At 51.0% G+C, this 15,911-nt stretch carries 10 protein-coding genes; 2 read left to right on the plus strand and 8 right to left on the minus strand.

Features of this window, described 5'->3' with window-relative positions:
• Positions 1 to 109: 109 nt before the first annotated feature.
• From KXG62_RS19700 to KXG62_RS19730, 7 genes are all read right to left on the minus strand, one after another.
• Positions 110 to 673, minus strand: a complete 564-nt coding sequence (locus tag KXG62_RS19700; protein WP_218093718.1) for a Pvc16 family protein — start codon at positions 671 to 673, stop codon at positions 110 to 112.
• Positions 674 to 677: 4 nt separating this feature from the next.
• Positions 678 to 2,894, minus strand: a complete 2,217-nt coding sequence (locus tag KXG62_RS19705; RefSeq protein WP_218093719.1) for an AAA family ATPase — start codon at positions 2,892 to 2,894, stop codon at positions 678 to 680.
• A 40-nt stretch (positions 2,895 to 2,934) separates the two neighbouring features.
• Complete coding sequence (locus KXG62_RS19710; RefSeq protein ID WP_218093720.1) at positions 2,935 to 3,312, minus strand: YbjN domain-containing protein; 378 nt, start codon at positions 3,310 to 3,312, stop codon at positions 2,935 to 2,937.
• Between the two features lie 202 nt (positions 3,313 to 3,514).
• Positions 3,515 to 4,990 carry a hypothetical protein gene (locus KXG62_RS19715; protein ID WP_218093721.1) on the minus strand — a complete coding sequence of 492 codons (1,476 nt, stop codon included), beginning with the start codon at positions 4,988 to 4,990 and terminating at the stop codon, positions 3,515 to 3,517.
• Positions 4,991 to 5,335: 345 nt separating this feature from the next.
• A complete protein-coding gene (locus KXG62_RS19720; RefSeq protein ID WP_218093722.1) occupies positions 5,336 to 5,962 on the minus strand; it encodes a response regulator transcription factor in 627 nt (208 codons plus the stop codon).
• Positions 5,934 to 7,241, minus strand: a complete 1,308-nt coding sequence (locus KXG62_RS19725; protein ID WP_218093723.1) for a sensor histidine kinase — start codon at positions 7,239 to 7,241, stop codon at positions 5,934 to 5,936. Before KXG62_RS19725 ends, KXG62_RS19720 begins: the two co-directional genes overlap by 29 nt.
• 540 nt (positions 7,242 to 7,781) lie before the next feature.
• The gene (locus KXG62_RS19730; RefSeq protein ID WP_218093724.1) at positions 7,782 to 8,234 is read right to left on the minus strand and encodes a flavodoxin; all 453 of its coding nucleotides are present in this window, start codon (positions 8,232 to 8,234) and stop codon (positions 7,782 to 7,784) included.
• A gap of 354 nt (positions 8,235 to 8,588) precedes the next feature.
• On the opposite strand from KXG62_RS19730, the gene KXG62_RS19735 reads away from it, so the two are divergent.
• Positions 8,589 to 9,722: a glycosyltransferase family 4 protein gene (locus KXG62_RS19735; RefSeq protein WP_246627542.1), complete on the plus strand. Its 1,134-nt coding sequence runs from the start codon at positions 8,589 to 8,591 to the stop codon at positions 9,720 to 9,722.
• Between the two features lie 2 nt (positions 9,723 to 9,724).
• On the plus strand, positions 9,725 to 10,810 hold the full coding sequence (locus tag KXG62_RS19740) for a glycosyltransferase (protein ID WP_218093726.1): 1,086 nt from the start codon (positions 9,725 to 9,727) through the stop codon (positions 10,808 to 10,810).
• 676 nt (positions 10,811 to 11,486) lie between these two features.
• On the opposite strand, the gene KXG62_RS19745 is transcribed toward KXG62_RS19740, so the two are convergent.
• The gene (locus tag KXG62_RS19745) at positions 11,487 to 15,065 is read right to left on the minus strand and encodes an InlB B-repeat-containing protein (RefSeq protein ID WP_218093727.1); all 3,579 of its coding nucleotides are present in this window, start codon (positions 15,063 to 15,065) and stop codon (positions 11,487 to 11,489) included.
• Positions 15,066 to 15,911: the final 846 nt, after the last annotated feature.

The raw sequence follows: 15,911 nt of genomic DNA on the forward strand, positions 1-15,911 counted from the left end.
TCTCATCGCAATGGGACCTCTGCCGAATTCGGTTCCTCCTTTCGGAATTGGAAATTATGCAAGATCGGTTCAATGAATGCCCGATCGATGCGACGGGTCGGACAAATCGTTATTTCCGCTGCAGGCTCACATGACGCTCCTTGACGCGAGCAGCAGACTTTGTTCGATTGGAATCGACAAAGACAGGTCCTAGCTTATAATTCAGAGACAGCTTATACGGAACATTGGGAAATAGGCTGACGGCCGTCTCCAGAGGGATTTCCTCCTTCGTGATTCGAATCGCAGCACCCGACCCGACAAGCGAGCCGACCAAATCCGTTCCGCTCAATACCGGATGATCGAAGAGGACTTGGATCGTTTTGCCGATCATCCTATGCTCATCCATCGCCCGCGTAAGCACATCGGAGGCGGAATGAGCCGTAATCAAGTACGATAAATCGAGCGCGATCGGCGGATAACGTATGGAATCGCCTTGATCGATCAGATGATGACTGCGAAAGTCCGTATTTTCTTTCACCTCATACAAGTACAGGCTCAGGTTCAGCTCCCCCCGATCCTGCGGATGGGCAAGGCCGACTCCGTCGGGGTGAGCGACCAGTTCGGGAACAAGCGCCTCTTTTAGCACCTTCGCCAGCGACAGACCCGTATCCGTTAGCACGGTGTACGATGCCATAGCGTCACCCTTTCCAATACCCGGCATACGCTCCAAGCCGATCCTTGAGCAGCTGCTTGCCGGTCTTTTTGTATTCCTGAATCGTTCCCTCGATCAGCTGCTTCATCGATACCGACTCTCTTTCGCTTGCCGCCAAATACGAGGCGGTCAGGACTATATTTTTGATCGAGCCTCCCGACAGATCGAACGTTTGGGCGAGAAAGGTGTAATCGATGTCGCCGACGGGAAGCAGGGGAGGGAAGGTCGAGCGCCACAGCTGCTCGCGCTGGGCAGCGTCAGGAAACGGGTATTTGATAATAAACTGGATTCTGCGCGTGAACGCCTCGTCAAGGTTTTGCGCAAAATTCGTGGCGAGTATCGTAATCCCGTCGTACTCCTCCATCTTTTGCAGCAAATACGAAGTTTCCATATTGGCGTATTTGTCATGCGCGTCCTTCACCTCAGAGCGCTTGCCAAACAGCGCGTCCGCTTCGTCGAAGAACAGGATCGCTCCGCTCAACCGGGCCTGGTCAAAAATATCGCTCAAATGCTTCTCCGTCTCGCCGATGTACTTGCTGACCACCCGGGAGAGATCTACGCGATACAGCTCCGCATCCATCTCCCGCGCCATGACCATCGCGGACATCGTCTTGCCTGTGCCCGGCGGACCCGTGAAAAGCATGCTGACGCCCTTGCCGTAGGCCAGCTTGCGATCGAAGCCCCATTTCGTCATGACGGTATGCCCCAGCTGTATTCTGCCGCATGCCTGCCGCAGCAGCTGCACCGTATCATCGGGCAGTATAAGATCGTCCCAGCCGAAGGCCGGCGTCAGCTTCACCGCTTTATCCTCCAAACGGTGGCTGATCAGCCGGTAAGCCGCCTGATGAAGCTGCTTCGCGGGGCGGGGTGCCTGTGACTCCGGCTTTTCGGAGACGGCTCGCCATGCCTCCCGCTTCTGCGCCTCTCCGACCGCTTGAAGCATTTGACCGATCGTGAAGCGAAATTTCCAGGCGAGCAATCCGGCTTCCTCTTCCGTGATCGGAAGCTTGTCGCCGGCTGCCGCCTTCCACAGCTGCCGCCTTTCCTCCAAATCGGCCGGTTCCAGCCGAATATCTAGCCAGATGGTGGAGACCGGCAGCTCAGGCAGCTTCCAGCTTGTTTCCCCGCAAAGAAAAGCAATCCCCTCCCATGAAGCCAAGCGGCGCAATAGCGCTGACCGCCGGTTGTCCTGTCCATCTTGCGGCTCGGACGAAGACAGCTCGTGCAGCTTGTCGAAGGCGGGAATCGCATGCTGCAGCTTCGCTTCCAGCAGCATTCGGTCAACCGCCTTCGCGAACGCCTGCGCCTCTGTCGGAGCGCCGCTAAGGTCCCATTCCAGCAGCGGGCGTCGCAGCGCCGCGCAGACTTGACGGGCATGATACGTTTTGCCGGCCCCGGGCGGCCCGTGCAGCATCCAGATCAGCGCGGATGACTTGGCTTGATATGACCCCGAATAACGGCACATATATTCGAGCGCCCCGCTCGTTGTCAGCGAGGGCGGCAAATGAGCGTTCTCTTCGTCCGAATACAGACGCATCTGCGATAACGCGCCTTCATACGCCCAATCCAGACCCAGAATATAGTGAACGACGCGCTGATCCAACAGGAGCGGCGTCATCAGAAGCGAAGATGCAGGCAGTCCCGTCAGCGCTTCCTTATCAACAAGCATGTGCAGACGGCCCGAAGCAGCTGTTACTTGCTCCAGCACCGCTCTGCGCTCTTGCCCGCTCCGGGCGCATAGCTCCATGATAAAGCCGAGAGTTGCATACTGGCTTGCCGCATCACCCTGCATATATGCGAACAGCAGTCCATATTTGCGATGCGCATGCGGAGCGACGGCGGCGACCAGGAACCGCATGTCAAGCTCGCTTAGACGAAAGCGGCGCTGCAGTTGAACAAGCGGGAGCTGCATACCGTGCTCTCCCGAGATGAATAGCCGGGAAGCGATGGTTTGGTCCAGCCGCTCCAGCAGCATTGGATGCTCGGAAGCAAGCTCCTGCGGCATCGTATCGTCCTCGAGCAGCGCCTCCGCTTCCTCCGCGCTCATAGGCACCCTGTATAGCGAACACCCTCCCAGTCCTTGGAACGCCGACTTCATGCGCTGCAATTCAAGTTCCAGCGTCATGTCGAGCCGAATCAATTCATCCGCCAGATGGTCCATCGGGTGAGCGTAGGGTTCTCTTGAGAAGCTCAAGTAACGCATGGCAGCATGTCTCCATTCGGCAGCCAGATTCAATGCTTCTTTACGGTAGTCTTAGACGGCTTATGGCGCTATCGTACGAAAGCTTTCCCGTCGCAACCTCCTCAAGCGTATCGATGAATACGTCATGGATATGCAGCAGCAGCCCGATATTGCGGTCGATCAGCTGTGTGTTCCATCCCAAATCTTGTTTCAAGTCCAGCAAGACATTTAATTTATAAAATAAGACCGCCTCATCCTCCATCAATCCGAACGCCCCCAGCGGCAAGCTGACATTCAGGCGATTCACCGTGCGGTATAGATCCGGTGGATACGATGGCTCGCTCTCGCGGTCATTCCGGTTCAAGTCAAGCGAGCTGGCAAAAATCTGCAGTATATGGATCCCTTCCTGCTCCGCTTCCAGACCGGGGATCCTATTCAATTCGGTCTTTACACTCCTGTTGAATCGCCCAATCGCGTCGAACGACAGTACAAGCGATGAATACGCAGTATCCTCTGCCGATTCCGCCAACCTGCCAGGGATGCCAACCGTCTCATAAAGCCGCTGACAAGCCTGTAATAACATCAATATATCGTTCCGACAATTCACCGGGAGTCCTCCCCGCCTGAAAGTATGTGTTGAATCATCCGCTAAGCTTCTTGGCGATCAGCTCCGGCTTCGGCTCGCCTTTCTTCCGGTTCACGACAAGCCCGATATTCTCCAGCAGCGTCCGATATTCGGGATCGTCGCCTTTAACGGCCTTTTCATATATGCCAAATGCAAGCTCCGCAATGATTTGCGTGTAGCATTGGGAAATACTGTTGAATCCGTGTTCCCCCAGCAGCTTTTCTCGGGATGCGCTGCGCTTGTCCTTATCCTTAAAATCAGACGCGATCATATGGCCCTTCAAATCGATATAACGATCCACCACTTCTTCCCTGCGCTGGCGGTTCTTAAGAAACTTGTAGATCGCAGCTGCGCCGCTGATAGCCCCCGCTACCCCGATCATGATCCATCCAACCGGTCCGCCCGCAAGCAGCAGCGCCCCGCCTACGATCATCGCCGCTCCTTTGGCCGCCGTCGCCGCACTCTTGGTTCGGTTAAGGGCTTGCGTCTCCCCGCCGATGGAAGCGGCCCGCGACAGCATCGGATCATCCTTCACATCGGCTTCCGTTTGGAGCAGGGACAAATTTTTCTCCCGCTTGTCATGCATCCTGTAGCCGGCGACGCCTCCGGCCAAATAAACGGCACCGCCGATGATCGCGGCAGCCCCGGCCACCGCTGTGGCTGCTCCAGAAGCGACAGCCTCTCCCACAGCGCTTCCGGGCGAAGCAGCCTGCGCCGTGTACCGCGTGAGATCCGCCATACCGGCCACACCTTCGGTTCCGATATTGTGCACGGCATCGAAGGCGCTGAGGCTCGACGAGTGCTGGTCATAAGCCTGGTAAGCCTGCACCGCTGCTCCAAGGGCGCTGAGGCCTGCGCCTGTCTGGGCAAGCCCTTTCGTCACATCCCCTGCTCCAACGGCCATATTCGCCAGCTTGTCCCCGGCTGACAGGGCAACCGACCCGCCGGTTGCGGCATATCCCGCATAATCGCCCGCCGTGTCCGCGGTGACATCGTCTGTCCTCAGCTTCTTCGCTTCCCGGCAGGCGACTGAAAATTTATCCCAATCCACCGTTTTTTTGAACAGCATATTGTTTCGCGTCGACATTTTATCGGTGAACACATCCAGCGAGGGCTTGCCTGTCGTTCCGGCCATTTTCTTGATCGCCTCGATCTGCTGGAGCACGGTCAAGCCGTCAAAAAAGCCCAATAGCGGTGCTTTCCCCTGCCGGTTCGCCTTGTAGACAAGCCACTGATATATTTCCCCGTATCCAAGATTGCGCAGCGACCTTGTCAGCTGCGTTTCGGAGGCGCCGCTTTCCTCAGGGTCCTTGTTCCTCTCGGGGGCTCGCTCCTTAGAGGCGGCCATCTGCTCCTTGACAAGCTGCTGCGCCCGGCGGTTTCCGTGATTCGCATAATCCACGGGCGAGGCTCCCCGCGACACGGGAAGGTTCCGCTTCGCCTCCGCCTCCGGCGCACCTTGTGTGCTTCGGGATTTCAATTTCCATACCAACAGGCATCACTTCCCCTCTGCGTTTCCGTAGCCGGACCCCGGCGGTCACGAACACGCCAGGAAACGTTTGGTTTCAAGTTTGTATTGCAGCGTGCTGATCGTTATCCCTGAATAAAAGTCCCGCCGGCTTTCGGTGACGAACAGTATTACCGCCATCGTTATAAACTAATACAGAAATTATAAGGATTTCAGTTGAAGGGCATAAGTGTACATTTTTTTGTCCACCTGTTCGCGGCAGCTTCAAATGGAAACTTCCCGATCAAAGCCACGATAATAAAAAAACTCCTTATCGGAGTCCTTCAAAGTAGAAAAAAAAGACATGGTTCCGCAGAACACATGTCTTCTTTACTCGAGCAAGCCCCATTTCCGGCATTTATCCGCCAGTTCCTTACTAGTGCCTCTCCATTGAAATTTTTTCATCAATCTTCCGATATGCTTTTTGACGCCGGCAAGGCTGATGCAGAGCCTTTCGGAAATTTCTGCTTGCGTCTTTCCCGCCGTAATGAGCTTAAGCAGCTCTCTGTCTCCTTTGCTGAGCAAGCTTTTCTTCTTCTCATACACAAGCTTCCGTAACCGTTCCCCGATTTTATGCGTTCCGTTCCTCTTGGCACTCACGATCGTATCGGGCAGCAGTTCGAACTCATGCTTATAGATATACTCATATGCCCCGTTCATAAACGCCTCGTTAAAAATATCGTCGTCCTTATCGAGCGAAGTCAGCATGATGACCTTTACATTCGGAAATTGAATCGTGATGTCCAAGGTGACGTCCAGCCCATTTGCTTGCCGGTCGCCAAGAAAAATATCCATCAATACGACGTCCACCCGCTCCTGGCGCAGCACCGCAAAGCATTCCTCGGCGGTTGACGCTATGGAGAACAAGTCGATCTCCTTATTCCCCTCCAAGTAATTCCTGATACCTTCCTGCCAATCCGGATCGTCTTCAACGAACAGCACCTTCAGCTTTTCCATCGTGACCTCCCTCCCTACTTCGCTTGAGTATGAGTCTGACAGTCGTTCCATGCTGCAGCCTGCTCCGGATCTCGATTTTCCCTTTATGGGCGTCCATCGCCTTCTTGACCTGGTACATCCCCAGACCGAAATGCTTCCCCGACCTGTACTTTGTTGAATGAAACGGTTCGAACACGTTTTGCAACTGCAGCGGATCCATGCCGGGCCCCGTATCGCTGATCGACAACATCGCGGTCTTCTTCCGGCATTCCAGTGCAATCCGGATCGTCCCGGCCTCCTTCATAGCCTCAACCGCATTATTGACTATATTGTGCAGGCAGTCGGTGAACACCGCACGGTCTACCATGAGCGGCAGGGCGTCATAATGTTTCTCCACACGTATTCCGGGGTACACGCTTAGGCTTCGGACAACCTCCTCCACAATATCGGACACATTATGCTCCTTCATTTGGACAACTGCCGTATCGTTTACCGCTTGCGAGATGCGGGCCATCGTCCCCATCATCTCATCGTACGTTTTGAGCAGTTGGTCGGCATAACGCTCAATATCGGTATACTGCTGCTTATCCAGGCTCTTTTGTATATTCAACGCATTCAGCTTTATTTTCCCGATCGTATTTTTCAAAGAATGCTGGATCAGCGACGTGCCGATATGAATGGACTGAATGGACCTACGTTTTACTCCGAGAAATGAACCCCGCACGTACAACAGGATGACGCTCGCCATGCTGACGAAGCAAATAATTGGGATGATCCGAAGCCAAAGTTCGCTGTTCGAGCCTGGCGCAAATTGATATGCGTTCACAATAGCGACCGGCACTATAAAAATGAGTCCAATCATACTGTGATGCAGCCGTCGTTCCGGGTTTTTCTCGGTCAGGACCGACCGCAGAACCAGTCCGATCGCCGCAAGCATATACCCCGCTCCCCATACTGCAACGAACCAATTTTGCACCCGATTCCCCCACAGGTCCGTATAGAAGAACAGCGTTAACCAGATCGGCAAGCTTAACAAGACATGCATCCATTTGTTGTAAAGAAACAAACCGTTAAATCTAAGAAACACAACCAATATGGCATAGTAAGGAAACGTGCTGATGGCAAAATTGAGGATGCCCGCGCATAATGTCGCGGTATCCACGACGGAGGGACTTGCGCTCCGGTATAAATAAGGAATAGCGACCCGTTCCAGAATGACCTGCAGCCCCGCCAATCCGCTGCAAATCAGGATCAACGTTGTCCATAGGATTAAAGGACTTTCTTTGTTTTTCAATCTCAAATAAATGCCCTGCGCAGTCAGACCAATGAACATGAAGAAGAACAATAGGTTTAAAATGCGCCATTCCCCTGCCTTTCTCCGCCAACCCCATCGTGCTATATATTCGTCATAATCCGACAGTAATCCTCCTTGAGGCTTATTTTTCAGCTGCGGAAGTCGGGGCTGCTTGGGCTTCGGTCAGGGACGTGCCTACAACAGACGAGCGCCTCCGGAAAGACACCAGGATAAACCTTAGTACCTTTCGCAAGAGGCGCTCTGCCTTTGCTCATTTTATTGAATACAGATAAGAATTCTCACGAAACGTATTCATAATGGTCATACAGTACATTTCTTTTCAACATGTCCACAGGCCGCAAGCTGTAATATAATCAACTTGTAACGATTTCCCGATATCATCTCGGTTTTTCAGCGCCAATCCTCCTCGGATCTGCGCTTTATACTTTGAAGGCTCCTTGTGCCGGGAGCCTCTTTTTTATAAGAAAGTACAAGTTTGAACCGGAGATCCAGCTTTCTGATCTTTTATTATGGCTTAGGCACAGATCAAGCGGTGCCGGCCACATGCCGCGCCAGCTGTTTGCCGAACGCTTTGCACTCTTCGATTTGCTGCGAAGTCGGCGTCAATTCGACCTTCAGCCCGGGCAGCACGACCTCAGCCCCCCGTTCTTCCAGCTTTTCGATCAATGTATCTACAGCAGCTCCGTATGCCGAATAAGAAGAATCGCAGGACCCGAATACGGCGGCTTTTTTATCCGACAGCTCGACGTCATCCATTTCGTCGTAAAAATCCAGAAACTCATCCGGCAAATCGCCGTCTCCCCACGTGTATGCGCCCAGCACAATTCCGTCGTATTGCTCCAGCTCGGAAGCATTGGCATCCAACACGGATTTCATCGTCAGTTCTCCGCCTTCCTCGCGAATGCCGTCAGCAATCGCATCGGCCATTTCCTCCGTATTCCCCGTCATGCTTGCATAAATCAAGATCACGTTTGCCATCGATACTCTCTCCTGTCTCCATCATGTTCTATACAGTTGAATCCATCTAGAGCCTGCTGCTTGTAGGAAGGAAGACTGACAACCAGCTCACAAGCGTTACTGCTCAAATTTTAAATGATAATGATTATCATTGTCAACTAAAATAAAATAATAGAACAGGTCCATGGTATTCCAAGCTTTTTTGCCAAGAACATCGTCCTGTTTCGGCCTTCACCTAGCGATCTTGAGCCGTAGATACAAAAAATGATCCGCGAACATTGGCTTTCGCCCATTCCGTTCACCCATTTTCTGAATATCCTTTTAATGGTTATCTGTGTAGATGTTCTCTCTGTGATATTAGGAAAGGAGAATATGATGAAAATCGCCATCGTAGCGCCTGAGACCCGCCCCGTACCGCCGGTTCGAGGAGGCGCGGTACAACTGTATATCGACGAGGTCGTCCGCCGCTTGTCCAAAAGGCATAAAATTACCCTTTTCACTCCCAGGGGCGGAGGCAAACGGAACCCTTACGGCAGGAGGGTCAAAGTTTATCGAATCAAAAAGAAAAATTATCTTAAACGCGTACGGAAAAAGGTTAGAAGAAGGCATTTTCCGATTATCCACACCTTTAACCGCCCCCATTTTATTCGGAGCCTTCATAAAGTGTCCCCGAGATCAAAGTATTTGCTGAATCTTCATAACACGCTTGATGAGAGAAAGCGGCGCGGCTGGCGGAAAGGCATGAAGAAGACGGATTTCTTTATCGCCAACAGCAATTTTACAAGAAGGGACGCCCTTCGCCGGTTTCGTAAAGTCAAACGCAGCAAAATCACAACGGTTCATCTGGGCATCGACACCGGCAAATTCATCATGAAGTGGAGCAACCCCCGGCGGCTGAACCAACTCAAAAGGAAATTGAAGGTAAAGGGCAGGAAGGTCGTCCTCTTTGTCGGGAAAATTCATAAAAAGAAAGGATTAAATACGTTAATCAGCGCCTCCCGGATCGCTAAGAAAAGAAATAAAAATCTGCTTGTCATCATCGTTGGGGGGATGGATCATGGCGTACGCTGGAAAAACGTCTATTTTAGAAAAATAGAAAGAAGAGCCAAGCGGGCGCTCGGAAAAAAACATGTGCGGTTTACAGGTTTTGTTTCGCCTAAAAGAGTTGCGCAATATTATGCAGTAGCCGACGTATTCGTTTGTCCTTCCGTATGGAAAGAACCTTTCGGCCGTGTCAATCTGGAGGCTATGGCTTCGGGGCTCCCGGTTGTGTCAACCAGGCGGGGCGGCATATCGGAGGTGGTTGTCCACAAGAAAACCGGTTATCTCGTCAATAACCCGCGGAATGCCAAAAGAATGGCAAAATATATCCACAAATTGCTGAATAACCGCAAGCTCGCGCGAAGACTCGGAACAGCCGGCCGCAGGCGGGCGGTCGCCCGATTTTCTTGGAGCAGCGTCATTCGCAAAATCAACCGGGTGTACCGCAAGGTTAGCAGGAGGCGGTAAGCATGAGCAAACGAAAAAGAGTCGTAGCCCACGTAAAGAACACGTACTTGAACCCGACCGAAACCTTTATATACGAGCGTATTAAACATATTAAGCATTTCAAAGGGTACGTTCTCGCCGACAAGGTGAAGTACCGCTCCCGGTTTCCATTCCGCCGCATTTATAAGTTAAGGAAAATATCGAACCTGCCTTCCTTTATGAAACGCAAAAAAACATCCGTCATTCATGCGTACTTCGGCACTTCCGCCATTCGCATCCTTCCTTATAAACGGAAAACGAAAATTCCTATGATCACTTCCTTTCACGGAAAAGACGTATCCTCCAAGTTACGGAAAAAAAGCTACAGACGCAAGCTGCGCGCCGTATTCAAACACAGCTCCTTCGTCCTGGTCGTCTCAAGCCGCATGAAAAGGAAAGTCGCTGCGCTTAGGTGTCCACGGCGGAAAATTAGGGTCATCCGAACCGGGATTGACCTGCGGAAATTCCCCTTCAAGCTGAGAAAGACGCCAAAACGAAAGGCAAGCATCAAGTTTCTTTCCATCGGACGGTTAGTTCCGAAAAAAGGGATGGATGTACTGGTCAAAGCATTCGCCAAGGTTCATCGCCGTTATTCTAAAGCCCGCCTCAGTATCGTCGGAGAGGGGCCTCTGCGCTCCAAATTGAAGCGGTCCATCCGGAAACACGGTTTATCCTCCTCCGTGCGGCTGCTGGGGAAAGTATCGCATGGCCGCGTCCGCAAGCTTCTTCGCAAGGCGCACATCTTCGTATTAGCCAGCAAAACCGCTAAAGACGGCGATCAGGAGGGAATCCCTAATTCCTTAGTGGAAGCGATGGCCTCTGGGCTCCCTGTCGTCTCAACCAATCACTCCGGCATTCCGGAACTGGTAAGGCATAATAAGACAGGTTTTGTGGCGAGGCAAGGCAGTGTAAAGGATTTAGCGAGGAAAATGAAGCGGATGCTGAAGAAAAGGAACCAATGGAGGCGCATGACGAGAGCCGCCCGCGCTTACGTGGCTAGAGAGCATAACATTAAGAAACAGGTTCATAAGGTGGAACGACTATACAGGAAAGCTATCAAGAGACGATAGCCCACTCATAGCCCATATTCCGGGCTATTTTTCTTGTGTCTAAGCAATCCGATTGCAGACTTGCACCTGCCGAAAGTTAACAGGATGCATGATTGCCTCATCACGACGTTCATCGGGATTATCCTCCTGTTCATTCATCAGCTGTTTTTTCGGAGTGATCTTTTACCGGTAAACCATAAGATTACTACACCTACTCCAAATATCGCATAGGTTATGACTGATATTAGAAAACAGACGAGCAGTACGCCCATTCCTGAAAAACTCACGTTCGGGGTGTTGACCCATTCCAATATGCAAAATAGATAGCCTAATAAAGGGATTGGGAGCAAATAAGCGTAACTGCGATATGGATGAAGCAAAGAGAAGTAGGCGGGTAGCAAGAATAGCAGCCCGAATAAAAACAGTCCTCCCCAAGACAAGTTAAATTCAGACGTATCTTTCGCGTAGATACTGACGAAGACTACAATAAGCAGCGCAACTATGCAATTGGCGAGCTTTTGAATCAAAGCTTTGATACATATATGATACGGGAGAGGCTTCTCTACTGCGGTCGGCTAAAAAAGCCTGTGACCTGCCATTCAAAATAGCAGATCACAGGCCGAAGCGTCATTTAGCGGCTGCTAGGCCGTATCCGCTTTAGAAGGTCCAAGCCCCTCGGTCCTAAAGCCAAGTCCTATCACTTAGACCCATCCAGCAGCGTCTTGATCTCAGGGTTTAAATTCAGTGTATTCAATATGATCGTCAGCGCTTCCGCCCTGGTAGAAGGAGCTTCCGGCTCGAATTCATCCCCGCTTTTCCCCGTAATAATGCCGGTGTTAGCGGCGTCTTGAATTTGTGTGGCAGCAAACGAATGGCTAATATCCGTAAATGTGCCAACTGCATCACTTTGCTTTACAACGTTCATATTCACAATCCGGCTAATAATAGCGACCATCTCAGCCCGGGTGATCGTATGGTCAGGACGGAATTCTTCGCCGTACCCGTTCAAGATCCCCGCAGTTGTGAGCTTCTCAATGACATCTTTAGCCCAGTGGTTATCAATATCGTTCATGACAACCAATGAATCGCGTGCACCGGCGCTGATCTGAAACACCCGATCAATAATCGCTGCAAACTCGGCGCGGGTGATGTTTCCATCCGGTTTGAATTTACCATCCTCATATCCTTCGATAACATTCAGCCGAACGAATGTATCGATCGTCTTTGCAGCCCAATGCTGATTGATATCGGTAAACGGTACGGTACCCCCAGAATTTTGCGCTTTTTCAATCCTTGATCGAATGTTATCTACAACATTGCCATCCGACTGTACAGCCTCGCTTCTAAACACGTTCTCGGCCGGCGGGGAGACCGGCGGGCTGGATGTCGGCTTCGCGGGCTCTTCTGTTTCGGCGGCAGGAGCCGATGGAGCGGAAGTGCCTGGGCTGCCGGCGCTATCCTCATTTGGCATGACGACGTTGACCGCGACCGTTCGGGATTGCCCCTCGAACGAAACGAAAACCTCAGCAGTTCCATATCCTACGGCCGTAAGGATGCCGGCTGCATTCACAACGGCGATATTCTCGTCGGTGGTTACGTAACCGGACGATGCGGTAACATCAGCTGTCGTATGATTGCTGTAAGCTGCTGTGACCTTCAACTGCTGTTGCTCGCCTTGCTCCATCTGGGCGCTGTCCGGGTCAACGGACAACGAAGTTATGATGACCGGCACTGGGGCAGGCGATACCGTGACCGCTACGGTAACCGTATAATTACCGAGTACCCCTGTGATGGTAGCGGAACCCGAGGCTTTGGCCGTGATGACACCGCTAGCGGAAACGGAAGCGACATTAGGATTGTCCGTATTCCATGCCACAAGCGGCGTAACTACAGCACTTGTAAGATCAGAATACGTAGCCGTTACGACCGAAGCCGTGATTTCGCCAATCTTCAAGCTAGCTTGTCCAGGGGTAACCGATAGACCTGTTAGAATCGGTAAAGGTGCGGCTGTCGTTGACGCATGGACCGTCACGCCTATCGATTCCATATTCCAAGCATCCAGTACGATAATCTTGTAGCTGTATGGCGTATTGGGCGTCAATCCTGTAAAAGTATACGTATGGGTTGTCACAGATGTCGTGACAGCCCCTTTTCCATCTACAATTTTAATTCCGTTCATTGCCGCCAAAGGATTGTTCCAGTTCAAGGTGATGCTTGTTGGCGTGGCCGAATAAGTGGCATTCGTCACATCCGGTAAAACCTGCGGCCAGATCGCATATAGTGTCATACTTTCCGTTAGGGAAGAGATTGTTTCGCCAGGAGCGTATGTAATACCCGTGCCGTCGGCTTTCGTGTTCCAGCCGCCGAACGTATACCCTGCTTTTACAAGTCCGCCGGTGTTTCCATTTACGGTAGCCGTTACACCCGGAGGATACGGATTGTTGTCAACCGGAACGCTGCCACCCGTATTGCCATTGCCGTTATAAGTCATCGTATAATCCTGCGACCAGACCGCATAAAGTGTCATATTTTGCGTGATGGACGTGATCGTATCACCAGGAGCGTATGTAATACCCGTGCCGTCAGCTTTCGTGTTCCAGCCGACGAACGTATACCCTGCTTTTACAAGTCCGCCGGTGTTTCCTTTTACGGAAGCCGTTGCACCCGAAGGATACGGGTTGTTGTCAGATGGAACGCTGCCACCTGTATTACCATTGCCGCTATAAGTCATCGTAAAATCCTGCGACCAGATCGCATATAGTTTCATGCTTGGCGTTATGGCAGTAATCGTATCGCCAGGAGCGTATGTTATACCCGTGCCGTCGGCTTTCGTGTTCCAGCCTCCGAACGTATGCCCTGCTTTTACAAGTCCGCCGGTGTTTCCTTTTACGGTAGCCGTTACATCCGGAGGATACTGATTGTTGTCAACCGGAACGCTGCCACCCGTATCTCCGTTGCCGATATAAGTCATCGTATAACCCTGCGACCAAATCGCATATAGTGTCATACTTTGCGTTATGGAAGAGATAGTTTCGCCAGGAGCGTAAGTCGTACCCGTGCCGTCGGCTTTCGTATTCCAGCCGTTAAACACATAACCTTGTTTCACCAGATTACTTGTATTCCCATATACGGTAGCCGTTTCGTTCAGCCTGTATCCGGTATTGTCAACAGGAGGGATTCCTGTCCCACCGTTGCCGTCGTAAATGATAGCCGCCATCAGTGTGACCACGTTGCCTGTAATGAAATTCGTTGTATATAAATATCCGGAGCTGTCTGCGGCAACATCGAAATTGCTTATCGGGGAGAAATGATTGGACATGACGTCAACAACGGTCCAGCCACTCGGCCCTCCATTATAACCCAGCTTCATAGCTTTACTGTTAGCTAGGCCCATCGCATACACGTTTTCGAATTTATCGACGTTGATACCGTAAATTAAGAAAGGAAGGCCGCCTGATACATTCGTTGGCGCAACGTTCGTCCAAGTTGTACCGTTGACCGGCCTTTTGAAAATTTTCCCGCTGCCGGTCGACAAATCACTGACAAATACATTTCCTTCGCCATCTACTGCAATGTCGATAGGATTAGAGAATGGTGTAGGTGTAGTTGTAATATTTGCCCAAGACGACTTTCCGCTAGGAAGCTTCAGAATACGCTCAGTTCCCGCCGGAGGAGAAGAGGAAGGCCTGCTGTCAACGGCGTACACATTGCCTTGTTTATCTACCGCAACGCCTAGAGCATACTTAAACGTTTCGCCATGAGTTATATCCACCCATGAGGTCTTTCCATGAGGCAGCTTTAAAATTCTGCCCTTGTTGGTAGAGACTCCTCCAACCTGGCTATTATCGGACACGTATACGTTCCCGTCTTTATCCACGGCGATACCTATCGGATTTTTGAGATTAGCATCGTAGGAAATATCGGTGGATTCCTGGCCGTTGCTCGAAATTTTCTCTACTTTACCTTTTGAGGTAAGGCCTATCATGGTTTTCGTCACGTAGACATTATCCTCATCGTCAATGTCCAAGAAGTACGGCTGATAAAACTCTGTCATTCCCGGAATGGAACCCGGTGCAATCGGTGGTGTATAGTTCGTCCAGGTCAAAGGACCGGTATAACCCGGTGTTACCTCTGGAACGGGTGTGTATAGTACCGTACCGGCGTAAGCCTTGCTCCCAAAGGCCGCGAAGGGTACTAACGAAAGAATGACTAGCAAAAAGCTCATCCATACGGCAACCGCTCTAGTATTAGCCGGGCTGCGTCTCATCATCGACATTATCTTCTCTCCTTGTAACTCATATCTCGACTCCCTGAATGCTCTTGCTTCTTGATCGACAGCTTGCGGCTGCCGACCTTTGAAACTATGAATTGGGTACGGCATTTGCTACCTATCATACCTCCCGCCTAGATTAGCCTGACTATGAAACTCCTCGTCAGCAACTTCTCTGTGCGCGATAAAGAACAGCAATACCGCAGTCTCTCCAATCGACAAAAATTTCCTCCATTTTACAATGTGGATACTCAACAATTACTCAACAACTTACCATGAATATACATTTCATGCAAAAATCGCTCTATTGAAAGAACGGTTCGGGTGTCTATAAAAAATGTAATATTTTGGCGGTTGTATTTGATCCACACTGGTTGTTTTTTAAGCCAGCCTGCGATAATGTTTGAGTATGTTGAATAACCATTCCACGAGATGGCGTTATTTGTAGAGCCACCAATCACACTTTCGCTGGTTCGAGGATGTTGTTCATGTCATAACCTCGATCGGCAATGACAAAATAGGGTATTACATCTACCACCATTTTCTTCGCATGCGACAGTACGGTCCGCCGGCATGCTCCTTGCATTTTGTACCCTACATCGTAAGGAAAGCAAAAAAGACAACTCCGTTATGATTCGCACTTAGACAAAGACCTGCCTCAAATTGGGTACGGTAATCTATTGCCTCCAACAAGGGGTATCCTGGTATGTCAGATGGTCACGGTCTGTTAATAAAAACCATGTTACTATCATTGATACTTGGTTGATGCCAGTTCTCTGAATTCGGTTCGGTGGATGTTCTCGGCGGCAGGATTATTATAGATGGGAAAATGATTCGATTAGGAGATGATGA

It is taken from the genome of Paenibacillus solanacearum, from assembly GCF_910593845.1.
In the GTDB taxonomy this organism is placed as follows: Bacteria; Bacillota; Bacilli; order Paenibacillales; family NBRC-103111; genus Paenibacillus_G; species Paenibacillus_G solanacearum.